General features: G+C 67.1%; 18 protein-coding genes and 1 tRNA gene. 12 read left to right on the top strand and 7 right to left on the bottom strand.

Features of this window, described 5'->3' with window-relative positions:
* Positions 1–66: 66 nt before the first annotated feature.
* The gene (gene carB, locus ACXMDY_RS01635; protein WP_259703028.1) at positions 67–3,387 is read left to right on the top strand and encodes a carbamoyl-phosphate synthase large subunit; all 3,321 of its coding nucleotides are present in this window, start codon (positions 67–69) and stop codon (positions 3,385–3,387) included.
* 26 nt (positions 3,388–3,413) lie between these two features.
* Entirely contained in the window at positions 3,414–4,121 is a 708-nt protein-coding gene (locus ACXMDY_RS01630) for a DUF3386 domain-containing protein (protein WP_259703029.1), read from the top strand.
* Between the two features lie 16 nt (positions 4,122–4,137).
* Here ACXMDY_RS01630 and ACXMDY_RS01625 read toward each other — a convergent pair whose 3' ends face one another.
* Both ACXMDY_RS01625 and ACXMDY_RS01620 read right to left on the bottom strand, forming a co-directional pair.
* Positions 4,138–4,368, bottom strand: coding sequence for a DUF6447 family protein (locus ACXMDY_RS01625; RefSeq protein WP_259703030.1), 231 nt, complete (start codon positions 4,366–4,368; stop codon positions 4,138–4,140).
* Positions 4,369–4,424: 56 nt separating this feature from the next.
* Positions 4,425–6,164: an ABC transporter ATP-binding protein gene (locus ACXMDY_RS01620; protein ID WP_259703031.1), complete on the bottom strand. Its 1,740-nt coding sequence runs from the start codon at positions 6,162–6,164 to the stop codon at positions 4,425–4,427.
* A 50-nt stretch (positions 6,165–6,214) separates the two neighbouring features.
* Between ACXMDY_RS01620 and ACXMDY_RS01615 the strand changes: the two genes are divergently transcribed.
* The 5 genes from ACXMDY_RS01615 to ACXMDY_RS01595 all read left to right on the top strand — a co-directional run bounded on the left by ACXMDY_RS01615 (position 6,215) and on the right by ACXMDY_RS01595 (position 11,605).
* Positions 6,215–6,400, top strand: a complete 186-nt coding sequence (locus tag ACXMDY_RS01615; RefSeq protein WP_259703032.1) for an RNA-binding S4 domain-containing protein — start codon at positions 6,215–6,217, stop codon at positions 6,398–6,400.
* A gap of 31 nt (positions 6,401–6,431) precedes the next feature.
* Positions 6,432–7,172 (top strand): triose-phosphate isomerase, encoded by a 741-nt coding sequence (gene tpiA, locus ACXMDY_RS01610; protein WP_259703037.1) that lies wholly within the window; start codon positions 6,432–6,434, stop codon positions 7,170–7,172.
* A gap of 72 nt (positions 7,173–7,244) precedes the next feature.
* Positions 7,245–7,329: transfer RNA gene (locus ACXMDY_RS01605), tRNA-Ser, on the top strand.
* 250 nt (positions 7,330–7,579) lie between these two features.
* A complete protein-coding gene (locus tag ACXMDY_RS01600) occupies positions 7,580–8,698 on the top strand; it encodes a TIGR03032 family protein (RefSeq protein WP_259703033.1) in 1,119 nt (372 codons plus the stop codon).
* Between the two features lie 30 nt (positions 8,699–8,728).
* Positions 8,729–11,605, top strand: coding sequence for an ELWxxDGT repeat protein (locus ACXMDY_RS01595; protein ID WP_457767275.1), 2,877 nt, complete (start codon positions 8,729–8,731; stop codon positions 11,603–11,605).
* A gap of 123 nt (positions 11,606–11,728) precedes the next feature.
* On the opposite strand, the gene ACXMDY_RS01590 is transcribed toward ACXMDY_RS01595, so the two are convergent.
* Positions 11,729–12,886: a PQQ-dependent sugar dehydrogenase gene (locus ACXMDY_RS01590; protein WP_457767274.1), complete on the bottom strand. Its 1,158-nt coding sequence runs from the start codon at positions 12,884–12,886 to the stop codon at positions 11,729–11,731.
* 79 nt (positions 12,887–12,965) lie between these two features.
* Between ACXMDY_RS01590 and ACXMDY_RS01585 the strand changes: the two genes are divergently transcribed.
* A complete protein-coding gene (locus tag ACXMDY_RS01585) occupies positions 12,966–14,450 on the top strand; it encodes a bifunctional orotidine-5'-phosphate decarboxylase/orotate phosphoribosyltransferase (RefSeq protein ID WP_259702480.1) in 1,485 nt (494 codons plus the stop codon).
* Here ACXMDY_RS01585 and pyrC read toward each other — a convergent pair.
* Both pyrC and ACXMDY_RS01575 read right to left on the bottom strand, forming a co-directional pair.
* On the bottom strand, positions 14,433–15,491 hold the full coding sequence (gene pyrC / locus ACXMDY_RS01580; protein ID WP_259702481.1) for a dihydroorotase: 1,059 nt from the start codon (positions 15,489–15,491) through the stop codon (positions 14,433–14,435). The two genes, ACXMDY_RS01585 and pyrC, sit on opposite strands and share 18 nt — an antisense overlap.
* Before the next feature lie 5 nt (positions 15,492–15,496).
* Positions 15,497–16,243 carry an alpha/beta hydrolase family protein gene (locus tag ACXMDY_RS01575; RefSeq protein WP_259702482.1) on the bottom strand — a complete coding sequence of 249 codons (747 nt, stop codon included), beginning with the start codon at positions 16,241–16,243 and terminating at the stop codon, positions 15,497–15,499.
* A gap of 149 nt (positions 16,244–16,392) precedes the next feature.
* Here ACXMDY_RS01575 and ACXMDY_RS01570 point away from each other — a divergent pair, with 149 nt between their 5' ends.
* Genes ACXMDY_RS01570 through ACXMDY_RS01555 form a run of 4 tightly spaced genes read left to right on the top strand, consistent with a single transcriptional unit; the run spans position 16,393 to position 20,421 of the window.
* Positions 16,393–17,460, top strand: coding sequence for an amino acid ABC transporter substrate-binding protein (locus tag ACXMDY_RS01570; RefSeq protein WP_259702483.1), 1,068 nt, complete (start codon positions 16,393–16,395; stop codon positions 17,458–17,460).
* Positions 17,461–17,473: 13 nt separating this feature from the next.
* The gene (locus tag ACXMDY_RS01565) at positions 17,474–18,463 is read left to right on the top strand and encodes an ABC transporter permease subunit (RefSeq protein ID WP_259702484.1); all 990 of its coding nucleotides are present in this window, start codon (positions 17,474–17,476) and stop codon (positions 18,461–18,463) included.
* Positions 18,460–19,674, top strand: a complete 1,215-nt coding sequence (locus ACXMDY_RS01560; RefSeq protein ID WP_457767273.1) for an amino acid ABC transporter permease — start codon at positions 18,460–18,462, stop codon at positions 19,672–19,674. Before ACXMDY_RS01565 ends, ACXMDY_RS01560 begins: the two co-directional genes overlap by 4 nt.
* Positions 19,675–19,677: 3 nt before the next feature.
* A complete protein-coding gene (locus ACXMDY_RS01555) occupies positions 19,678–20,421 on the top strand; it encodes an amino acid ABC transporter ATP-binding protein (protein ID WP_311133727.1) in 744 nt (247 codons plus the stop codon).
* A 7-nt stretch (positions 20,422–20,428) separates the two neighbouring features.
* Here the strand turns inward: ACXMDY_RS01555 and ACXMDY_RS01550 are convergent, their stop codons facing one another.
* Together ACXMDY_RS01550 and chrA are read right to left on the bottom strand one after the other, a co-directional pair.
* On the bottom strand, positions 20,429–22,021 hold the full coding sequence (locus ACXMDY_RS01550) for a glycine betaine ABC transporter substrate-binding protein (protein ID WP_259702486.1): 1,593 nt from the start codon (positions 22,019–22,021) through the stop codon (positions 20,429–20,431).
* Between the two features lie 23 nt (positions 22,022–22,044).
* Entirely contained in the window at positions 22,045–23,436 is a 1,392-nt protein-coding gene (gene chrA, locus ACXMDY_RS01545; protein ID WP_259702487.1) for a chromate efflux transporter, read from the bottom strand.
* Positions 23,437–23,473 lie beyond the last annotated feature (37 nt).

The raw sequence follows: 23,473 nt of genomic DNA, 5'->3' as shown, positions 1-23,473 counted from the left end.
GCCGGATCGGCCGATCGCCTGCGGCAGACGTGAGAGGCTAAGCCCGTTTGGCCATCGATCCAACCCATGCCCCGTCGCACGGATCTGCGCCGCATCCTGCTGCTGGGCTCCGGACCGATCGTGATCGGCCAGGCCTGCGAATTCGACTATTCCGGCACCCAGGCCTGCAAAGCCCTGCGGGCCGAGGGATTCGAGGTGATTCTGATCAACTCGAATCCCGCCTCGATCATGACCGATCCGGAGATGGCGGATCGCACCTACATCGAGCCGCTCACCCCCGAGCTGGTGGCGCGGGTGATCGCGATCGAGCGCCCCGATGCGCTGCTCCCCACCATGGGCGGCCAGACCGCGCTCAACCTGGCGGTGGCGCTGGCCGAAAACGGCACCCTGGAGCGCTACGGCGTTGAACTGATCGGCGCCAACCTGGCCGCGATCCAGATGGCGGAAGACCGCCTGCTGTTCAAAGAAGCGATGGCGCGGATCGGCGTGGCGGTGTGTCCGTCCGGGATCGCCAAGAGCCTGGAGGAGGCCGAGCGGGTGGGGGAGGAGGTGGGCGGCTACCCCCGCATCATCCGGCCCGCCTTCACCCTCGGCGGCTCCGGCGGCGGCATCGCCTACAACCCCGAGGAATTCCGCGCCTTCTGCAAGAGCGGCCTGGAGGCCAGCCCCGTCTCCCAGATCCTGATCGAGCGCTCGCTGATCGGCTGGAAGGAGTTCGAGCTGGAGGTGATGCGCGATCTGGCCGACAACGTGGTGATCGTGTGCTCGATCGAGAACCTCGACCCGATGGGGGTGCACACCGGCGATTCGATCACCGTGGCGCCGGCCCAGACCCTCACCGACCGCGAATACCAGCGACTGCGCGACCAGTCGATCGCGATCATCCGTGAAATCGGCGTGGAAACCGGCGGCAGCAACATCCAGTTCGCGATCAACCCCGCCAACGGTGATGTGGTGGTGATCGAGATGAACCCGCGGGTGAGCCGCTCCTCGGCGCTGGCCAGCAAGGCCACCGGCTTCCCGATCGCCAAGATCGCCGCCCGCCTGGCGGTGGGCTACACCCTCGATGAGATCCTCAACGACATCACCGGCGCCACACCAGCCTGCTTCGAGCCCACGATCGATTATGTGGTCACCAAGATCCCGCGCTTCGCCTTCGAGAAGTTTCGCGGCAGCCCGGCCGTGCTCACCACCTCGATGAAATCGGTGGGGGAGGCGATGGCGATCGGCCGCTGCTTCGAGGAGTCGTTCCAGAAGGCCCTGCGTTCACTCGAAACCGGCCATTCCGGCTGGGGCTGCGATCGCCCCGATCAGCCGCTGGAATCCAGCGACCTGGAGCGGATGCTGCGCACCCCTTCGCCGGATCGCATCTTCGCGGTGCGCGCCGCGATGGTGGCGGGCCGCAGCGACGCCGAGATCCATCAGCTCAGCGCCATCGATCCCTGGTTCATCGCCAAGCTGCGGCGCCTGATCGAGGCCGAAGACCGCCTGCTGCGCGGACGGTCGCTCGATGCGCTCACGGCGGCGGATCTGCTGGAGCTGAAGCAGCTGGGCTTCTCCGACCGCCAGATCGCCTGGGCCAGCGGCTCAGACGAGCTCACGGTGCGGCGCCACCGGCAGGGCCTCGGCGTCAACGCCATCTTCAAGACCGTCGACACCTGCGCGGCTGAATTCGCTTCCACCACGCCTTACCACTACTCCACCTACGAGCGGCCGCTGGAGCGGATCAGCGCCGACGGCAGCCTGGCGCCGCTGCCACCGCAGGACGAGGTGCAGCCGGAAAACCGGCGCAAGGTGATGATCCTCGGCGGCGGGCCGAACCGGATCGGCCAGGGGATCGAGTTCGACTACTGCTGCTGCCACGCCTCCTTCGCCCTGCAGGGGGAAGGGTTCGCCACGGTGATGGTGAACAGCAATCCGGAAACCGTTTCCACCGACTACGACACCAGTGACCGCCTCTACTTCGAGCCGCTGACGCTGGAAGACGTGCTCAATGTGATCGAGGCCGAGCGGCCCGAAGGGGTGATCGTGCAGTTCGGCGGCCAGACGCCGTTGAAGCTGGCCCTGCCGCTGCGGCGCTGGCTGGCCACGCCGGAGGGCCTGGCCACCGGCACCCGTCTCTGGGGCACCTCCCCCGAATCGATCGATGCGGCCGAAGACCGCGAGCAGTTCGAGGCGATCCTGCGCCGCCTCGACATCCGCCAGCCGCGCAACGGCCTGGCGAGGACCGAGGCCGAAGCCAGGGCGGTGGCGGCTGCGGTGGGCTATCCCGTGGTGGTGCGCCCCAGCTACGTGCTCGGCGGCCGGGCGATGGAGGTGGTGTTCGATGAAGAGGAGCTCAACCGCTACATGGTGGAGGCGGTGCAGGTGGAGCCCGACCACCCGGTGCTGATCGACCAGTACCTCGAAAACGCCATCGAGGTGGATGTCGACGCCCTCTGCGATCGGGAGGGGCGGGTGGTGATCGGCGGCTTGATGGAGCACATCGAGCCGGCCGGCATCCATTCCGGCGATTCGGCCTGCTGCCTGCCGGCGGTGTCGCTGGGCGCCGAAGCCCTGGCCACGATCCGGCAGTGGACCCGGGAGCTGGCTCTGGCCCTGGAGGTGACGGGACTGATCAACCTGCAGTTCGCCGTGCAGAGCGACCCCGAGCAAGGAGAGCGGGTGTTCATCATCGAGGCCAATCCCCGCGCCTCCCGCACGGTGCCATTCGTGGCCAAGGCCACCGGTGTACCGCTCGCCAAGATCGCCAGCCTGCTGATGGCCGGCCGCAGCCTCGCGGAGCTGGGGCTCACCGCCGAGCCCCAACCGCCGCTGCAGAACGTCAAGGAAGCGGTGCTGCCGTTCAAGCGCTTTCCCGGCGCTGACACCCTGCTCGGTCCGGAGATGCGCTCCACCGGCGAGGTCATGGGCAGTGCCGCCAGCTTCGGGATGGCCTATGCCAAGGCGGAGATCGCCGCCGGCGAGGGGCTGCCCACCGTTGGCACGGTGTTCCTCTCCACCCACGACCGCGACAAGCCCTCCCTGCTGCCGGTGGCCAGGCGCCTGCATCAGCTGGGCTTTGCCCTGATCGCCACCACCGGCACCGCCGAAGCACTCCAGGCGGGCGGACTGGAGGTGGAGCCGATCCTCAAGGTGCACGAAGGCCGCCCCAACATCGAGGATGCGATCCGCACAGGCCTGATCCAGCTGATCATCAACACACCGATCGGCCGGCAGGCCGCCTTCGACGACAAGTACCTGCGTCGCGCCGCCCTCGACTACGCCGTGCCGACGGTGACCACCCTGGCCGGGGCCCGCGCGGCGGTGGAGGCGATCGCCACCCTGCAGAACCAGGAGCTCACCGTGGCGGCCCTGCAGGACATCCACCCGGGGCTGGCTGGGTAGGCTGCGCAGATTGCCGCAGAAGCGTTTTGACCAGCACTGCCCCGACCAGCACCGCACCACTCAGCACCGCCCCGGTCGCCGCCGGCAGCGACCTGCGCGACCTGTTCCGCGCCGCCTACGAAAACCGTTACACCTGGGAGCCAGGCTTCGGCGGCTACCAGGGCCGCTGCGTCTGGGAGCAGGGGGACCGCCGGGTGGAGGGCAGCTTCACGGTGGGGGCCGACCTCAAGGCCAAGGTGGAGGGCATCGACGACGCCGAGATCACCAAGGCGATCGCCTCCCAGCTCTGGGAGGTGTGCATCCACCGGGTGCGGCGCAGCTTCGAGCAGACCCACGGCGAGAACACCTTCACCGCCGGCGACACCGACGCCGTGGGGGTGGAGGTGATCGTGGGCGGCAAGAACAGCGGTGATCGGTATCGGATCAAGAACGACGTGGTGACGATGGTGCACCGCCACATCCACGGCACGGTGGTGTCGATCTTCACCAAAGCCACCACCGACACCGGCGCCGGCTATCTCAGCCGCAGCTACACCAGCGCCTACAGCGATCCGGCCACCGGGGCGGCCAGAGGGGGCCTGAGCACCTTCACCGACACCTTCGTTCCCCTCGGCGAGGCGGGCCCCTGGGTGCTCAGCGAGCGGGTGGTCGAAACGGAAGCCGGCAGCAACGGCACCGAAACCCTGGAAGCGAGCCGCCAGACCTTCCGCTTCGAGCAGCTCGGCGCGCTCTGAGGCGACAAAGCGGCATTCAGCCGCCTTCAGGAAGGGCTTCGATCTGCTTGAGCCGCTCATTGAGCTGGAAAGCCATCGACTGGCGACCGACGGCGAGCACCTTGAGGGTGTCTTCGTGGAAGCGCAGCTGGGCATCGGCCACCTGCATGCCCCGCACCAGCTCCTTCAGGTCATCGGGGAGGGCATTGAGGTCGTAGCGCCTGCCCTCGAAGGTGAGCACGGGGGGCAGGGAAGCGGCGTCGGTCAAGGCAGGGAACCACTGGGACAACCAACGTTACGGGCGAGCCGGCAGCTCCCCTCCGCTCAGGCCGCGACCCGGATCAACTGGCGGTCACAGAGATCTCGGTAGCGACCGGGTCGGGCCATCAGCTGGTCGTGGTTGCCCCTCTCGATGATGCGCCCGGCCTCCAGCACGAGGATCTGATCCGCCCCCTGCACCGTGGCCAGGCGATGGGCGATCACCAGCACCGTGCGGCCGGCCATCGCCTGGCTCAGCCCCCGTTGCACCGCCTCCTCGGATTCGGCGTCGAGGGCACTGGTGGCCTCATCGAGCAACAGCACCGCCGGGTTGCCCAGCACGGCGCGGGCGATGGCCAGCCGTTGAAGCTGGCCGCCGGAGAAATTGCTGCCCCGTTCCTCGATCCGCGCCCCATAGCCACCGGGCAACGCTTCGATGAAGCTGGCCGCATTGGCCAGCTGGGCCGCTTCACGCACCTGCTCCAGGCTGGCCGGGCGGCCGAAGCGGATCGCCTCTTCCACCGTGCCGGAGAACACACTGCTCTGCTGGGGCACCAGGGCCACTGCCCGGCGCAGATCGCGGGCCCGCAGGCCGGCCAGATCCTTGCCATCGAGCAGCACCTGGCCGCGCTGGGCGGTGTTGAACCGCAGCAGCAGGGAGAACAGGGTGCTCTTGCCGGCGCCCGAGGGACCCACCAGCGCCAGCAGCTGACCCGGTTTCGCGGTGAGCTCGAGGTTGCGGAGCACCGGCTGGCCGGGGTCGTAGCCGAACCAGACGCCATCGAGGCGCAACTCACCACGCACCGGCCCGAGCGGGCTGGCATCGGGATGGTCGGGGATCTCCATCGCCTCCGCCTCGATCTCCCTGAGGCGACGCAGGGAGGCCTGGCCCTGCTGGAACTCGTTGTAGTTGGTGGTGAGATGGGAGATCGGATCGATCAGCATCAGCAGGGCGGCCACATAGCTGCTGAAGCCGCGGCTGTCGAGCTCGCCGGCCTGGATGCGGGCCGCACCGATCAGCAGCACCGAGAGAATGCCCGCCGCTTCGATGAAGCCCACCACCGGATGCTGCAGCGCCAGCAGCCGGAGGGTGCGGTAGCGGGCACGGCGGTGCAGGTCGATCTCCTGCTCGAAACGCTCCTGCAACCAGGGTTCGGCGGCATAGGCGCGCACCAGCGGCAGGCCACTGATCGCCTCCCCCAGCAGGCCGGCCAGTTCGCTCACCTGCTTCTGGCTGCGCTCCGCCGCCCCCATCACCCGGGCGCCGAAGGCGCTCACCAGCACCGCCACAAGCGGCGCCAGCAGCAGGGTCGCCATCGACAGCTTCCAGTCGAGGAACACCATGTAGCCGAACACCGCCACCAGCTGCAGCAGGCTGGGAGTGGTGTCCTGGATCATCTTGTAGATCACCTCGCCGACGCGGTCGGCATCTTCGGTGAGGCGATAGGTGAGATCGCCGGCGGAAAGCTTCTCGAGGGCGCCGAACTCCAGTCGCTGCAGGCGGGCGAACAGCTGGCTGCGCAGGGCCTGGCTCACCTGCAGGGCCGGGGAGGCGAGCAGGGTGTCCTGGCCGAACTGGGCGAGCTTCTGCACCAGGAACACGGCCAGGGCCAGGCCGATCGCGCGCAGCACCTTGCTGAAATCACCGGCACCGATCGCCGGAATCAACTGCCCCGCCAGAGCAGCCAGCAGCGGCCAGCAGGCCACGAACACCAGCATGCAGGCCCCACCAGCCCACAGTCTGCGGCGGTGGGGCTGAAGCAGCGGCAGCAGACCACGGAAACCGGCCGAGGAGGGTGCGAGCATCGGCAGACCTTATCAGCGCTGCTGGGGCGCTTCCGGCGGCGATTCGATCCATGCGCCTCGATCAATTCCTCAAGTGGCAGGGCGTGGTGGCCACCGGTGGTGAGGCGAAGTTCCGGGTGCAGCAGGGGGAGGTGCGGGTGAACGGGGCGGTGGAGCGTCGGCGCGGGCTGCAGCTCTCAGCAGGCGACCGGGTGGAGCTGGGCGGCCACTCCCTCACGGTTCCTGCCGAGACCTAAGTTGGCTCTCGCTCCATCGGTAGGGATTCCTGTGCACAAAGCGGTGATCGCCGGCAACTGGAAGATGCACATGACCTGCGCCGAAGCACGGGCCTATGCCGCCGCGTTTCTGCCGCTGATCACCGACCTGCCGGATGACCGGGTGGTGGTGCTGGCCCCGCCGTTCACCTCGATCGAGGCCCTCGGCCTGGCGGTGGCCGGCAGCCCGGTGAAGCTCTCCAGTCAGAACGTGCACTGGGACGGCGGCGGTGCCTACACCGGCGAGATCTCCGCCTCGATGCTGCTGGAGCACGGCGTTACATACGCGATCGTGGGCCACAGCGAACCGCGCAAGTTCCACTGCGAGAGCGATGAGCAGATCAACCTGCGGGCCCGCAGCGCCCAGGCGGCCGGCCTGATCCCGATCGTGTGTGTGGGTGAAACCGACGCCCAGCACGAAGCTGGCGAAACCGAGCGGGTGATCCGCCGCCAGGTGGAGCAGAGCCTCGAGGATCTCGATCCCCACCACCTGGTGGTGGCCTACGAGCCGATCTGGGCGATCGGCACCGGCAAGACCTGCGGCGCCGAGGAGGCCAACCGGATCTGCGGCCTGATCCGCCGCTGGGTGGGCCACCCCGAGGTGGTGGTGCAGTACGGCGGCTCCGTCAAGCCCGAGAACATCGACCAGCTGATGGCCCAGAGCGACATCGACGGGGTGCTGGTGGGCGGCGCCTCGCTCGATCCAGCCGGCTTCGCCCGCATCGCCCAGTATCAGGTGCCGGTGGTGGCCTGAGGCCTGAACCCGATGGCCAGTGGCATGGGAAAATCGGCTGACATCCCGGCAGCGCGGCCGTGATGCTCCCCTGGAGGGGTGGTCGAGTGGTTGATGGCTCTGGTCTTGAAAACCAGCGAGGTGAAAGCCTCCGCGGGTTCGAATCCCGCCCCCTCCGTTTTGCCCGGCTCAGAGTTCTGAACCCTGCTGGGGCCAGGTGGTGATCCAGTGTTGCGAATCGCCTTCGCTCCTGGATGGCTGCGTGGCACTGGATTTCCTGCCTGCCAACACCGGGAAAGCTGGCAGACGATTCCATTGGCGGGGCTGAATCGTTTGAGGAGTTCAACCGAAGGTTTTCCAGCGAATTCCTGAGCCTGGAAGCAAGCGCCGATGCTTCACGCTGCTCGCAGCACTTCCGTTGAGCGTCCATGGTGTCGAACTCTCCCCTCCCCGCTGAGACCGCCACCACCGCTGCCGCTGCCGCAGCTTCAGCCGCGGAGCGCCACAGCGTCGCTGTGTCGTACGAGCACAGCGCCAACCTGCCGGCCTTGCTGGAACGCCTGGATCTCTCGGTGCTGCTCTCCACCTACCAGGCGGGCCGGGTGGTGAGCCTCGGCAGCCATCAAGGCCAGTTGCAGGTGGGCTTCTCCCGTTTTGATCAGGCCATGGGGCTCTGCCGCACGCCCACCGGCATCGCCGTCGGCAGCCGCGACGCCATCTGGAGCCTGCCCGCCAGCCGCGAGATCGCACCTCAGATCAAACCTGAGGGCGAGCATGACATCGCCTTCCTGGCCCGCTCCTGTCACCACAGCGGGCCGCTGATGGGCCATGACCTGGCCTGGTGCGGAGGCCGATTCTGGCTGGTGAACACCCTCTTCAATGGGCTGGTCACGATCGAGGGTGAGTGGAGCTTTGTGCCGCAGTGGCAACCACCCTTCATCAGCGGCTGGGAAGCGGGGGATCGCTGTCACCTCAACGGGCTGGCCATCGCAGAAGACAGCAGTGCACCGGCCTATGTGACCGTGCTGGGTGAAACAGATACGGAAAACGGCTGGCGGGAGACCAAGGCCACAGGCGGCTGCCTCATCCATGTGCCCTCGGGTGAAACGGTGCTGCGGGGCCTGGCGATGCCCCACTCACCACGGCTGTACCAGGGCCAGCTCTACCTGCTCGACTCCGGCCACGGCACGCTGATCCGCCTGGATCCAGTCAGTGGGGAGCGCAGCACCGTGGCTGTGCTGCCTGGCTTCACACGCGGGCTCGACTGCTATCGGGGCCATGCCTTTGTGGGGCTCTCACAGATCCGTGAAACGGCAGTGTTCGGTGGCCTGCCGCTCCAGCAGGAGCAGCAGGAGTTGCGTTGCGGATTGGCGGTTGTGGATCTGAGCAGTGGTGCTGTGGTCGGCTTACTGTGGTTCCAAACCGGGTTGGAAGAGGTTTTTTCTGTTGTCGTGCTGCCTGGCTGGCGCAATCCAGTTGTGATCGGCCCCGACAACCGCACCGACGCCACCCAGACCGTCTGGATGGTGCCGGCATCAACCCGCTGAATGGCTCCAACCCTCGTATAAACGACCCCAATGAACACGCTTAGACTTGTTACTGATATTTTTCTCGGTTGGCCCAGTTCACAACCCCGTTTCCTCACGGCGGTAGGCAACACACTCTTCTTTACCGCCACTGACGGCATCGATGGCTATGAGCTTTGGAAAACAGACGGTACCACCTCTACCCGCGTCGCTGACATCAACCCTGGTGGTAGTGGCTCATTCCCCATTAACCTCACGGCGGTAGGCAACACCCTCTTCTTCAGGGCCAATGACGGCATCAGTGGCTCTGAGCTCTGGAAAACAGACGGCACCACCACCACCCGCGTCGCTGACATCCGCACTGGTGCTGGAAGCTCCAACCCCACTAACCTCACGGCGGTAGGCAACACCCTCTTCTTCAGCGCCAATGACGGCATCAGTGGTTCTGAGCTCTGGAAAACAGACGGCACCACCACCACCCGTGTTGCTGACATCCGCACTGGTGCCGGAAGCTCCAACCCCTCTAACCTCAAGGCAATAGGCAACACCCTCTTCTTCAGGGCCAATGACGGCATCAGTGGCGATGAGCTCTGGAAAACAGACGGCACCACCACCACCCGCGTCGCTGACATCAACCCTGGTGGTAGTGGCTCATTCCCCATTAACCTCACGGCGGTAGGCAACACCCTCTTCTTCCGTGCCAATGATTTCAGTGGGCCGGGGCTTTGGAAAACAGACGGCACCACCACCACCCGCGTCACTGCGATCCGCCCTGCTGCAGGACGCTCCTACCCCTCTAACCTCACGGCAATAGGCAACACACTTTTCTTTTCAGCTACAGACGGCAGCAGTGGCTATGAGCTCTGGAAAACAGACGGAACCACCACCACCCGCGTCGCTGACATCAACGTTGGCGCTGAAGGCTCCAACCCGTATTCCCTCACTGCGATAGGTAACACCCTCTTCTTCACCGCCAATGATAGCACGAATGGCCGCAATCTTTGGAAAACAGACGGCACCACCACCACTCTCGTCACAGATTTGGGTAATATTGCTGGCTCCAATCCGTCTTTTCTCACAGCGGTCGGCAATACTCTCTTCTTCAGCGCCATAGGTGATGACACCACTGGCAGAGAGCTCTGGAAAACAGACGGCACCACAACCAGACTTGTCGCTGACCTATACCCGGGTGAAGCCAGATTTGGTGAAAGCAGCTCAAGCCCGAGTTATCTCACGGCGGTAGGCGACACCCTCTTCTTTGCAGCCACTGAAGGCAACAGTTTTACTGGCGATTACTACAGAGGCAGAGAGCTTTGGGCTCTGAATTGGGCACTGCCAAGCATCACCCTGTACATCAGCCCTGCTTTTGTCACAGAAGATGGCAACCCTAACCTTCTCTACACCTTCCGCAGAACGGGTGCCACCACCAGCGCCCTGACCGTCAACTACACCGCCAGTGGCACCGCCACGCTCGGCACTGATTACACCGGTATCGCGGCAGCAGGCACCACCAAGACGGTGAGGTTCGCGGCTGGCTCTGCCACGGCCATCGTCACTGTCAACCCCACCGCTGATACCACCTTCGAGGCGAACGAAACGGTTGCACTCACCCTTGCCGCTGGCACCGGTTACACCATCGGCACCACCACGGCTGTCACTGGCACCATCAACAATGACGATCTGGCTCCCACTCTGCCGAGAGTCACCCTGGCTGTCAGCCCTGCTTCTGTCGCAGAAGATGGCGCCGCCAACCTTGTTTACACCTTCTCTCGCACCGGTGCCACCACCAGCGCCCTGACCGTCAACTACACCGCCAGTGGCACGGCCACGCTCGGCACCGATTACACCGGCATCGCGGCAGCAGGCACCACCAAGACGGTGAGGTTCGCGGCTGGCTCTGCCACGGCCATCGTCACTGTCAACCCCACCGCTGATACCATCTTCGAGGCCCACGAAACCGTTGCCCTCACCCTTGCCGCTGGCACCGGTTACACCATCGGCACCACCACGGCTGTCACTGGCACCATCAACAATGACGATCTGGCTCCCACTCTGCCGAGAGTCACCCTGGCTGTCAGCCCTGCTTCTGTCGCAGAAGATGGCGCCGCCAACCTTGTTTACACCTTCTCTCGCACCGGTGCCACCACCAGCGCCCTGACCGTCAACTACACCGCCAGTGGCACGGCCACGCTCGGCACCGATTACACCGGCATCGCCGCAGCAGGCACCACCAAAACCGTTTCCTTCGCGGCAGGTTCTGCCACGGCCACACTCACCCTTGATCCAACTGCTGACACCACAATCGAGGCCAACGAAACCGTTGCCCTCACCCTTGCTGCTGGCACTGGTTACACCATCGGCACTGCCACGGCTGTCACCGGCACTATCACCAACGACGATGTGCAATCTACTGTTTCAACAACACTGATCGGTGATCAGTCGTCACTGACTCTGACAGGCACCAGCCGCATCAGTGGCGCTGGCAACGCGCTGAACAACATCATTATCGGAAATAGCAGTAATAACCGCATCGTTGGTGGCCTTGGCAGAGACACACTCACCGGTGGCGGCATCACCGACAACGACACCTTCATTTATAACTCATTGAATGAGTCTTTGCTCAGTGGTTTTGACACAATCACCGACTACACGGCCCGCGATAGAATTACCGTTCCTCTGACTGTTGAAACGGCAACTCTTGGCTCAAGTGCTGGCAATGTACTCTCCTTGACTGGAGCTGCCATTGCTGGCCTGCTGACCACATCAGCCTTTGCTGCCAACACTGCCGCCGCTTTCACCGCAACCGGACAAGCAGGCACGTTCATTGCCCTGAACGACAGCCGGGCTGGCTTCCAGGCGGACACGGACGCCATCGTGTTCCTGAGGGGCTTTACCTTCAGCTCCTCCAATCTTGTGGATCTGATTTAGTTCATCTGGTTCCGTTTCAAGCCAACAGGATCGTTACAAGCTCCACGTCCTCATTGGCTTACACGATCGCCCCGGGGTTGGCTCCTGACTGGAATCAAAAAAACCTTAAGCAGGCCTTCCAGCTCAGGGCGCCGCAACCGGATCGAGTCGGATCAGTTCCCCGTTGTCCGCTGAATCCGTGAGCAGGTAGAGCAGGCCATCGGGGCCCTGCCGCACATCGCGCACCCTTTCGCCGATCGGGATCACCTGTTCCGCCAGCACCGTTCCTGAGGCATCGAGGCTGATCCGGCGCAGGTCCCGCGATACCAGTCCGCCGGCAAACAGATTCCCCCGCCAGCCCGGGTAGCGGTCGCCGCTGTAGACCGCCAGCCCGGAGGGCGCGATGGCTGGGGTCCAGACCCGGCGGGGATCGATCAGCCCTGCTGCCGACTGGGCCGGCGCGATCGGCCCCCCGCCGTACTCCCGGCTGTGGGTGACCCGGGGCCAGCCGTAGTTCCCGCCCGCTTCCACCAGGTTCAGTTCGTCACCGCCCAGGGAGCCGTGCTCGCTCACCCAGACCCGGCCGGTGCCGGGGTCGTGGGCGAGCCCCTGCACATTGCGGTGGCCATAGCTCCACACCTTCGGAGCGACGCCAGGGCCGGAGGGGAAGGGATTGCCGGGGGCCGGGGCCCCGTCGGAGCGGATCCGCAGCAGCTTGCCCAGGGCGCTGGAGCGGTTCTGGGCCTGCAGACGAATCAGTTGTCCCTCCAGTTGCACCGGTGGGTTACCCCCATCCCCGATCGACACCAGCAGACTCCGATCGGGAAGCCAGAGCAGGCGGGAGCCGAAATGCTGGCCGCCTGCCTTGCTCTGGGGCACGGCCGCGATCACCTGAAGATCCCTCAGCGCCCGGCCGTCGAACCGGGCCCGCGCCACCCGGGTGCCGTTGGCTTCGATCGTGCCGGCGGCATAGCTCAGATAAAGAAAGCGATTGCGCTCGAAATCAGGATCGAGAGCCACATCCAGCAGCCCGCCCTGTCCGATGGCCAGCACGGGCGGCAGGCCGGCGATCGGGGTGGGGTCGAGCACTCCGCCGCGCACGATCCGCAGCCGGCCCGGCCGCTCGGTGATCAGCAGGGCCCCGTCCGGCAGCCAGGCCATTCCCCAGGGGTGCTCCAATCCCCCCACAACGGCCTTCAGGGTCACCGGCGCAACGTCGTCGCTGGCAGCGCAGCCCAGGGCGGGAACCAGCAGAACCAGGAGCATCCCGAGCCAGCGGCCCATGGGGTTGGATCGGTTCAAGGGTCGGCAGGGGGCCGTGTCTCCTCTCCATGATGGTCCCCAGCCGCCAGTCCCTGGCGCTGGCCTGCGAGCGGACCCCATGAGCTTCTTCGTCAAACTCGCCGAGGTGATGGCCAGCCGCCAGTCGCTGCTGATCACGGGGCTGGATCCCAACCCGGAGATGCTGCAGACCTGGAGCCGCCACCACCCGGGCAGCGGCTCCTTCCTCGCCCAGGCCCGCCGCTGGATCAAGACGGTGATCGAGGCAACTGTCGAGAACGTCTGCGCCTACAAGCCCAGCCTCGGCTTCTACCAGGCGCTCGGCCCGATCGGCATCGAGCTGCTGCATGAGGTGCGGGAGCTGGTGCCGCTGGATGTCCCGCTGATCCTCGATGCGAAGCACAGCGATCTGAACACCTCCTCGGCCCTGGCCCACTACGTGTTCGCCGAGCTGGGTGTCGATGCGATCACCCTCTCACCCCTGCCCGGCCAGGACATCGTCGCCCCCTTCCTGCTCTACCCCGACCGGGCCGTGGTGGTGTCCTGCCACAGCTCCAACGCCGCCTCGCGCCTGTTTCAGCACCACCCGGACGCCAGCGATCCGCTCTACCTGAAGATCGTGCGCGAATGCCAGCTCTGGGGAACGGCCGAGCAACTGCTGCTCGAAGTGGGCACCAGCGATCCGGTCGTGCTGGCCAGGGTGCGCCAGGCGGCACCGCAGCGATTTGTGATCCTGCGCAGCCTCTGGGAGGAGGAGGAGCGGCTGGAGACCCTGCTCCAGGCCGGCCTCACCGCCTCGGCCGATGGTCTGCTTCTCCCCCTGCCCCAGCACCTGCTGGTGGAGGAGGGCATGGAACAGGGCACCCTCGAGCTGCGCCTGCAGATCGAGGCGATGCGGCACCGCCTTGAAGACCGCAGTGAAAATCAGTGCGCCCTCTGGTTACCAGCGCCCGAACCGCTGCCTTCGGCCGATCCCCTCGCCGAGCTGATCCTGGCCCTGTTCGATCTGGGTTGCCTGCTGTTCGGTGATTACGTCCAGGCCTCCGGTGCCATCTTCAACTACTACATCGATCTGCGCCAGATCATCTCCAATCCCAACGTCTTCCACCAGGTGCTGCATGCCTACGCCGGCCAGATGGAGGGGTTGATCTTCCAGCGCATCGCCGGCATCCCCTATGGATCCCTGCCCACCGCCACCGGTCTGTCCCTGCAGCTGCACACCCCGCTGATCTACCCCCGCAAGGAGGTGAAGGCCCACGGCGCCCGCCGCCTGATCGAGGGGGATTTCAACGAAGGGGAAACAGCTGTGGTGGTGGACGACATCCTGATCACCGGGGGCAGCGTGCTCGATGGCATCGCCAAGCTCGAATCCTCGGGCCTGAAGGTGCGCGATGTGGTGGTGCTGATCGACCACGGCGGTGATGCGATCGAGCGCCTGGCCCGCTCGGGCTACCGCTGCCATCCGGTGCTCAGCATCAGCCGGATCATCGCCGTGCTCCATGCAGCCGGACGCCTCAGCGACAGCCAGGCCTCCCTGCTCGGCGCTGGCCAGTCGTCAGGCCAGTCGTCAGGCCGGGCCCGCTAGGCGCCAGGCCAGGGTTTCACCCGCCTGGAAGGGCACAAGCTGCTCAGCGCCGACGCCGATCGTCTGCGGCACCAGCTGCGGCTGCCGCACCAGCTCCACCGTGCCGGTGTTGAGCGGCAGGCCGTAGAAGCGGGGGCCGAACTCCGAGGCAAAGCCCTCCAGACGCTCCAGGGCCCCCTCCTGGTCGAACACCTGGGCGTAGCTCTCCAGCGCATGGGGGGCGTTGTAGATCCCGGCGCAGCCGCAGGCCGACTCCTTGGCGCCGCGCGGGTGGGGGGCTGAATCGGTGCCGAGGAAGAACTTCGGGTTGCCGGAGGTGGCGGCCCAGCGCAGAGCCAGCCGGTGCAGTTCCCGCTTCGCCACCGGCAGGCAATAGGCGTGAGGCCGCAGCCCCCCCTGGAACATCGCGTTGCGGTTGATCTGCAGATGGTGGGGGGTGATCGTGGCGGCCAGATTGGCGCCGGCACCCTGCACGAAGGCCACGGCATCGGCCGTGGTGATGTGCTCCAGCACCATCTTCAGGCCAGGGAACCGCGCCAGCAGGCCGACGAGATGGCGCTCCAGGAACACCGCTTCGCGATCGAAGATGTCGACCTCCGGATCACTCACCTCGCCGTGAATCAGCAACGGCATGCCGATCCGCTCCATGATGGCAAGCACCGGCGCGATCCGCTCCAGATCGCTCACCCCGGCGGCTGAATTGGTGGTGGCGTGGGCCGGGTAGAGCTTGGCGGCCGTGAACACACCGGCGGCGAAGCCCCGCTCCAGTTCAGCCGGTTCGATCCGGTCGGTGAGATAGGCCGTCATCAGCGGGGTGAAGCTGGCCGCGGCCCGATCGCCCAGGGCCGCGAGGATCCGCTGCCGATAGGCCGCGGCCGCCGCCACCGTGGTGATCGGTGGATCCAGGTTGGGCATCACGATCGCCCGCGCGAACAGCCTCGCGGTCGCGCCCACCACACTGCGCAGCAGGTCACCGTCGCGCAGGTGCACATGCCAGTCGTCGGGGCAGCGCAGGATCAGACCGTCAGGGCGGGCCGGCATCGGGATCAGCCCTGGCGCGTTTCCTGGCCCGGCACCCGCAGGGGCCTGCGGTGCGGCTGGTTGCCGAAGTGCTCCCGGGCGATCGCCAGCAGCCCCTCGTCGCTGAGTCCGCCGTCATCAACGGTGACCACCCCGACGATCCGATCGAGCAGATCAGGCCGGTGGCTGTGGAGGTAGTGGAGAAGAACCTGGCGCAGATCACTGCTGCCGGTGCCATGGCCCAGCAGCAGCACGGTATCGGCCCCGGTCATCGCCTCGCTGATCCGGGCCAGGTAGTCACTGTCAAGGGGTGCCCGCTGGCCGGCGATGTCGCGATCATGGCGGTGGGAGAGATTCTCGCCCGAGCCCCAGAGCCCATGGGGTTTCAGGGCCGCATGCTCCACCTCATCGCCCTCGAGCCGAAACACATCCGTGCGGTTGTGGTCGAGATGAAGCACCAAGCGATGGCTCTGGTCACCTCGGGGGGAATCGGGCTCGGCCTCCTCATGCCCAGGCGACACCCCGGCTTCCTCAAGAAAGTGACGGACCCTGAGAACCGCGTCGCCATCAAGGTCGGGCTGCTTGAGGCCGCTGCCACTGTGAATCCAGGTTTCGCCTCCCTGGGGGAATCGGAGCCGCAGGCGCCGGCCATCCAGCTCCTGAACCTCGGCCCCCAGGCTGCGCAGCAGGGCCTCCACCTGCGACACCCTCACCCCATGGCTGAGGGGATGGGCGAACAGGGCGCGCAGGGTGGTCTTGTGGTGCTTCTTCAACGGAGGCTCCGATTCCATCATCCAGGCTAAGAATCCCGCTGATCGCTCGGCAGGGCCCGTCACGAAGCAAGACGATCGCGACGGTGGGCGTTGTGACGGGCGCCGGGCGGTTCCAACTGGCAAACTGCGCCCACCTGAGGCCACCGTTCATGGTTCGTCTGCGTCGCCTGCTCGCTTCCTCCCCCCTGCTGCTGGCCCTGGCCATCGGTGGCTGCGCCGATGAGAGCGGCGGTGGCGGTGTGCAGAGCGAGAAGATGAACACGATCCGCAGCCGCGGCAAGCTGGTCTGCGGGGTGGACGGCAAGCTGCCGGGCTTCAGCTTCCTCGGCCCCGATGGCAGCTACAGCGGCCTCGACGCCGACACCTGCCGGGCCGTGGCGGCAGCCCTGTTCGGCGATCCCGCCAAGGTGGAGTACCGCGATCTGAACTCCTCCGAGCGCTTCGCCGCCCTGGCCAGTGGCGAGGTGGACATGCTGGCCCGCAACACCACCATGACCCTCAGCCGCGATTCGGCCGGCGGCAACGGCATTTCCTTCGGTCCCACCACCTTCTTTGACGGCCAGGGCCTGATGGCGCCGGTGGCCAGCGGCATCAGGACCCTCAAGGATCTGGCCGGCAAGCCGATCTGCGTGGAGAGCGGCACCACCACCGAGCTCAACCTGGCCGATCGCATGCGCGAGCAGGGCATCGCCTACACGCCGCTCAAGTTCCAGACCGGTGACCAGACCTATGCCGCCTACCTCGGCGGCCGTTGCGTGGCCGTGACCAGCGACCGCTCCCAGCTCGCCGCCAAGCGCAGCAGCTTCCCGGATCCCGCTGCCCATGTGCTGCTGCCGGAAGTGATGAGCAAGGAGCCGCTCACCCCGGCCAGCGTCAACGGTGATCCGGCCTGGTCCGATGCGATCCGCTGGACTGTCTTCGCCCTCTTCCAGGCCGAGGAACTCGGCATCACCAAGGCGAACGTGGCCGCCAAGCTGGCCGAAGCCAAGGCCAACCCCAATCAGGCCGATCTGCGCCGCTTCCTCGGCGTGGAGGGCGACTTCGGCAAGCAACTCGGTCTGCCCGCCGATTTCGTCGTCAAGGTGGTCGGCGCCGTGGGCAACTACGGCGAGGTCTTCGAGCGCAATGTGGGCACGGGTTCTCCCCTCAGGCTGGAGCGGGCCGAGAACCGCCAGTGGAACAAGGGCGGCCTGATCTATTCACCCCCCTTCCGCTGAACGGGCCCCTGCCTTGACCCCTGAACCCCGAGCGATTCCCTGGTGGCGCGACAGGCGCGTCGTTCCCTGGCTTGTCCAAGGCGGCGTCGGTCTGGTGGTGCTGGTGGTGATCGCCCTGCTGCTGGGCAACCTGGTGCGCAATCTCACCGCGGCGGGCCTGCTGCTCAGCTGGCGCTGGCTGGGGCAGCCGGCCAGCTTCGATGTGGCCGAAAGCCTGATCCCCTTCGATGCCGCGATGCCCTACTGGCGGGCCCTGCTGGTGGGCCTGGTCAACAGCCTGCGGGCGATCCTGGTCGGCCTGGTCGGCGCCACCCTGCTGGGAACGGCCGTCGGCATGGCCGCCTACAGCGGCAACGGCCTGGTGCGGCGGCTGGGGAGGGTCTACGTGGAGCTGATCCGCAACATCCCTTTGCTGCTGCAGCTGCTGTTCTGGTATTTCGTGGTGTTCCTCTCCTTCCGCAACGGCACCGAAGCGCTGCAGCTGCCGGGCGTGGTGCTGGCCAAATCAGGGCTCTACCTGGCCTGGTTCGCCGAAGGCTGGCGCTGGCAGGGGCCCGAGCTGGTCAATGGGGTGTGGCAGGCGCCCTGGCGCTTCTCGGTGGAGTTCGCCGCCCTGCTCACCGGCCTGATCACCTACACCGGCGCCTTCGTGGCCGAGGTGGTGCGCGGCGGCATCGCGGCGGTGCCCAAGGGCCAGTGGGAAGCGGCCACATCACTGGGGCTGCACTGGGGAGCCAGCATGCGGAGGGTGGTGCTGCCCCAGGCCCTGCCGGTGATCATTCCGGGCCTGAACAGCCAGTACATCTCCCTGGCCAAGAACTCCGCCCTGGCGGTGGCGGTGGGCTACGCCGATCTCTATTCCGTGGCTGAGACCACCCTCAACCAGACGGGCCGCGCCCTTGAAGTGTTCCTGCTGCTGCTCGGCGCCTACCTGGTGATCGACCTGGTCATCTCCCTGCTGATGAATGGTCTCAACCAGCTCGTGCAGATCCGCGAACGATGAAGGCAGCCGACTCCCTGCTGGCCTCCCTGCGCCGCGAACTGTTCGCCAGCCGCTCCGACGGGGTGATCAGTGTCGGCCTGCTGGTGCTGATCGGCGCGGCGGTGGCCGGCCTGCTGCGCTGGGCCTTCGGCCAGGCCCAGTGGGTGGTGATCCAGGCCAACACCACCCTGTTTGCCCTGGGCCGCTATCCCCTGGAGCAGCAATGGCGGATCTGGCTGCTGGTGGCCCTGCTGGCGATGGCCACCGGGCTGAGCTGGGGGCTGCTGCGGGCCAACCCCCGGGCCGACCGCAGCGGCGTGCTCTGGCCCGGCAACGACCGGATCGCCGTGGCGGTGCTGGCCTTCCTTGCCGCCTGGGGGCCCGCCGCCCTGGGGCTCGCCCTCCCACTGCAGCTGCGCTGGTGGGCGATCACCGCCCTGCTGCTGATCCTGCGCTGGGCCTCGGGGCGCTGGGGCCGCCGGCTGCCGGCCGGGCTGCTGCGCTGGGTGCCGCTGATCTGGCCCCTGCTCTACCTGCTGGGCATGGTGCTGATCAGTGGCGGACTGGGGCTGATCCAGGTGCCGCCTTCCGAATGGGGCGGGCTGCTGCTCACGGTGCTGATGGCCAGCTTCGCGATCCTGGCCAGCTTTCCGATCGGCGTGCTGATGGCCCTGGGACGGCGCAGCGAACTGCCCCTGCTGCGCTGGGGCTCGGTTCTGTACATCGAATTCATCCGCGGCGCCCCGCTGATCACCCTGCTGTTCCTCGGCCAGAACATCCTCGGCTTCCTGCTGCCCGGCGGCCTGGCCCCTGATCGGGTCTGGCGGGCGGCCTGGGTGCTCACCTTCTTCTGTGGCGCCTACGTGGCCGAGGCGGTGCGGGCCGGGCTGGCCTCCGTGCCGGGCGGTCAGCAGGAAGCGGCCCGCTCGCTCGGGCTGAGCGTGCCACAGGCCCTGCAGCATGTGGTGCTGCCCCAGGCCCTGCGCATCGCCCTGCCCGCCACCGTGGGGCAATTCATCTCCCTGCTGCAGGACACCACCCTGCTGTCGTTGATCGGCCTGCTCGAACTGCTCGGCACGGCCCGCACCGTGATGGCCAATCCCGAGTTCCTCGGCAAGAACGCCGAGGTGTATCTCACCCTGGCTGTGCTGTTCTGGTGCTGCTGTGCCGCCCTGAGGCTCGGCAGCAGGGCCCTCGAACGCCGCCTCGATCCCTCCAACACCCCCGCCTGAGCCATGACCGCCAGCCAGCTGATGATCGAAGCCCGTGGCGTCGAGAAGTGGTACCCCAACGGCTTCCATGCCCTGCGGGGGGTGGACCTGAGCGTGAGCAAGGGCGAGGTGGTGGTGATCATGGGGCCATCGGGTTCCGGTAAAAGCACCTTCATCCGCACCTTCAACGCCCTGGAGGAGTTCCAGGCCGGCTCGATCAGCGTGGACGGGATCGCCCTCTCCAACGACCTGCGCAACATCGATGCGATCCGCTGCGAAACCGGCATGGTGTTTCAGCAGTTCAACCTCTTCCCACACCTCACCGTGCTGCAGAACCTCTGCCTGGCGCCGGTGCTGGTCCGCAAGCGGCGCCGCGCCGAGGTGGAGCGCCAGGCGATGGCGCTGCTGGAGCGGGTCGGCATCGCCGAGCAGGCCGCCAAGTATCCCGGCCAGCTCTCCGGTGGCCAGCAGCAGCGGGTGGCGATCGCCCGTTCCCTCTGCATGGAGCCCCGCATCCTGCTGTTCGATGAGCCCACCAGCGCCCTCGACCCCGAGATGGTGGGAGAAGTGCTGGAGGTGATGAAGGCCCTCGCCGCCGATGGCATGACCATGGTGGTGGTGACCCACGAGATGGGCTTCGCGCGGGAGGTGGCCCACCGGGTGGTGCTGATGTCGGAGGGAAGGATCGTGGAGGAGGCGCCGCCGGAGATCTTCTTCACCAACCCCCAGCACGAACGCAGCCGCCAGTTCCTCGCCCAGATTCTCTGAGCCGGTCTCAGCCGACGGCTCCGGCGCTCGGGGTCAAGCTCCCTGTCGAGATCCCTGGAGGGGTGCTCCGCTCCAGCTGCTCCAGATAGCCCCGCACCACCTGCTCCACCGGTTTCCCCTCCAGATCCACCGCGGCGTTGAGCTGCCGCATGGTCGCCGCATCGAGGCGGCCACTGAGCTGCTCGATCGCCGGGGCCAGCGCGGGATGGCGCCGCAGGCTCTCCCCGTTGAACACCGGCACCGCCTGGTAGGGGGGGAAGTAATGGCGGTCGTCGCGCAGCGGCTGCAGCCCCAGGCTGTTGATCAGGCCGTTGGTGGAATCGCCGGCGATCAGATCGACCTGGCCCTCAGCCAGGGCGCGGTAGGTGAGGCCCAGGTCCATCGAGGCGGGTCTGGCGGCAAAGCGCAGCCCGTAGGCGCGGACCAGGCCGGCGTAGCCGTCGGGGCGGTTGAGGAACTCATAGCCGAAGCCCGCCCGCCACCGGGGGCTGTGGGGTGCGGCATCGGAAATCGTGCGCAGCTGCCACTGCTTCGCCGTGTCCTGACGCACCAGGATCGCAAAGGTGTTCTCGAAGCCCAGGGACGGGAACATGGTGAGATCGAAGCGCTGCCGATAGAGGCGCCGGGCCCGCTCCCACACCGCCTGGGCGTTGCGCAGGGGGGGTTGCCGCAGGATCGTCGTCCAGGCGGTGCCGGTGTACTCCACGTAGCCGTCGATGCGGCCGCTGCGCACGGCCTCCTGGCAGATGGCGGTGCCGCCCAGGCTGAACTGCCGCTTCACCCGCAGGGCGCTGTGGCGCTCGATCTGCTGGGCCAGCAGTTCCCCCAGCAGGATCTGCTCGGTGAAACTCTTCGAGCCGATCGTGATCGTCTGCTGGCGAGGCGCTCCGGCGGTGAACGGCCCCAGTTGCAGGGCCGCCGTGCTGGCAAGCGTGATCAGCAGGCCCCCGAGCGCGGCAACCAGCAGCAGCGGGCGCCGCCGCGGTGACCACCCCTGCAGGCGACCGATCGCCGCATCGGCCAGCAGCGCCATCAGGGCGGCCGGAATCGCCCCCGCCAGGATCAGGCCGTTGTTCACCGTGGCGATGCCGCGGAAGATGAACACCCCCAGCCCGCCGCCGCCGATGGCCGCCGCGATCGTGGCCACCCCCACGCTGATCACCGTGGCCACCCGGATTCCAGCCACGATCACCGGCAGGGCCAGGGGCAGCTCCACATGGCGCAGCACCTGGGCGTCGGTCAGGCCGAGGGCACGGCCCGCCTCCCGCAGGCCGGGGGGCACCCCGTCCAGGCCGGTCACGGTGGCCCGCAGCAGCGGCAGCAGCGCATAGAGCACCAGGGCCACCACGGCGGGCACCGGTCCGATTCCACCCAGCAGCGGCACGGTGATCAGCAGGCCGAACACCGCCAGGCTGGGGATGGTCTGAATGGTGTTCGCCAGGGCCAGCACCGGCGCCGACCAGCGCCGATGGCCATGGATCCAGAGGCCAGCCGGCAGGCTGATGGCCAGGGCCAGCGCCATGGCGATCGCCACCAGCAGCCCGTGCTCACCGCTGCGTTGCAGGATTTCAGCGATCAGCTCCCGGCTGGGTAAGGCCATCGACCAGGGCAGGCTGGCGCCTTTCAGCTTTGCAGGGGGCTGGTGAGCAGCCCTACCAGGGCGGCGGCAGCGATCAGGCGCAGCACCGGCCAGCGCCTGGCGATCAGCAGCCAGGCGGCCAGCACGATCAGGGCCAGCGCCAGCGGATCGAAGCGCCCGCCCATTCCCTGGGGCCAGAGCACATGGCCGGCGAAGAACACCGCCAGGTTGGCGATCACCCCCACCACCGCTGCGGTGATCGCCGTGAGTGGCCCGCTGAGGCGGATGTCCCCACGGCTGGCCTCCACCAGCGGCCCCCCGGCCAGGATGAACAGGAACGATGGCAGGAAGGTGAACCAGGTGACCGTGAGTGCCGCCAGCAGCGCCAGCGGCAGGGGGTTGGCGCTGGCGGTGTTCCAGCCGCCCATGAAGCCCACGAAGGTCACCACCATGATCAGCGGCCCCGGCGTGGTTTCACCCAGGGCCAGCCCGTCGATCATCTGCGTGGCGCCCAGCCAATGGTGCTGCTCCACCGCCCCCTGGGCCACGTACGGCAGCACGGCATAGGCACCACCGAAACTGAGCAGGGCCACCCGGCTGAAGAAGCGGGCCATGGTGGCGAGCAGCCCATCCCAGCCGCCGAAGCTGCTGAGCGCCGCCAGCGGCAGCGCCAGCGCCAGCAGTCCGGCCAGCAGGATCAGCGCCAGCCGGCGGCGGTCGAAGCGGGCGTGCTCTGGTGTTGGGGTGGTGTCGCCATGGAGGGGGGGCAACTCCGGCACCTCCGGCTGGGCGCCGGCATCGAGGGGCCCGCTGCCATGGCCGCCGCCGCCGGGGGGAGAGAACAACCGGGGGCGCCAGCGGCCGCCGAGCCAACCGGCCAGGGCCGCCGCAGCGATGATCAGCGGAAAGGGCAGCCGCAACAGGGTGAGGCCGGCAAAGGCCAGCAGCGCCAGCAGCAGCAGCGCCTTGTTATGGAGAGTGCGACGGCCCAGCCGCCAGGCCGCCTGGATCACGATCGCCGTCACGGCAGGCTTGAGCGCCCAGAACACCGACACCAGCAGCGGCAGCTGGCCCCAGCTGGCATAGATCGCCGAGAGCAGGATCAGCAGCAGCAACGAGGGCAGGATGAACAGGCTGCCCGCCACCAGGCCGCCGGGGATGCCGTGCATCAGCCAGCCGATGTAGGTGGCCAGCTGCTGCGCTTCCGGCCCCGGCAGCACCATGGCGTAGTTGAGCGCATGCAGGAACCGCCGCTCCGAGAGCCAGCGGCGCCGTTCCACCACCTCGCTGTGCATCAGCGCCACCTGGCCGGCGGGCCCGCCGAAACTGATCAGCCCCAGCTCCAGCCAGTAGCGGGCGGCCGCACGGAAGGAAACGGTGGTGGGGCCTGGCGGCGGCTGGGATGACGGCCCGAGCGCCGATCTGGCAAGGGTCATGGTCAGGCGGATCACACCAACCGGGGTGCTTGTTGTG

It is taken from the genome of Cyanobium sp. ULC082 (assembly GCF_977927535.1).
The sequence above is the reverse complement of the archived record's forward strand: the minus strand, read 5'-3'. Positions and strand labels throughout refer to the sequence as shown.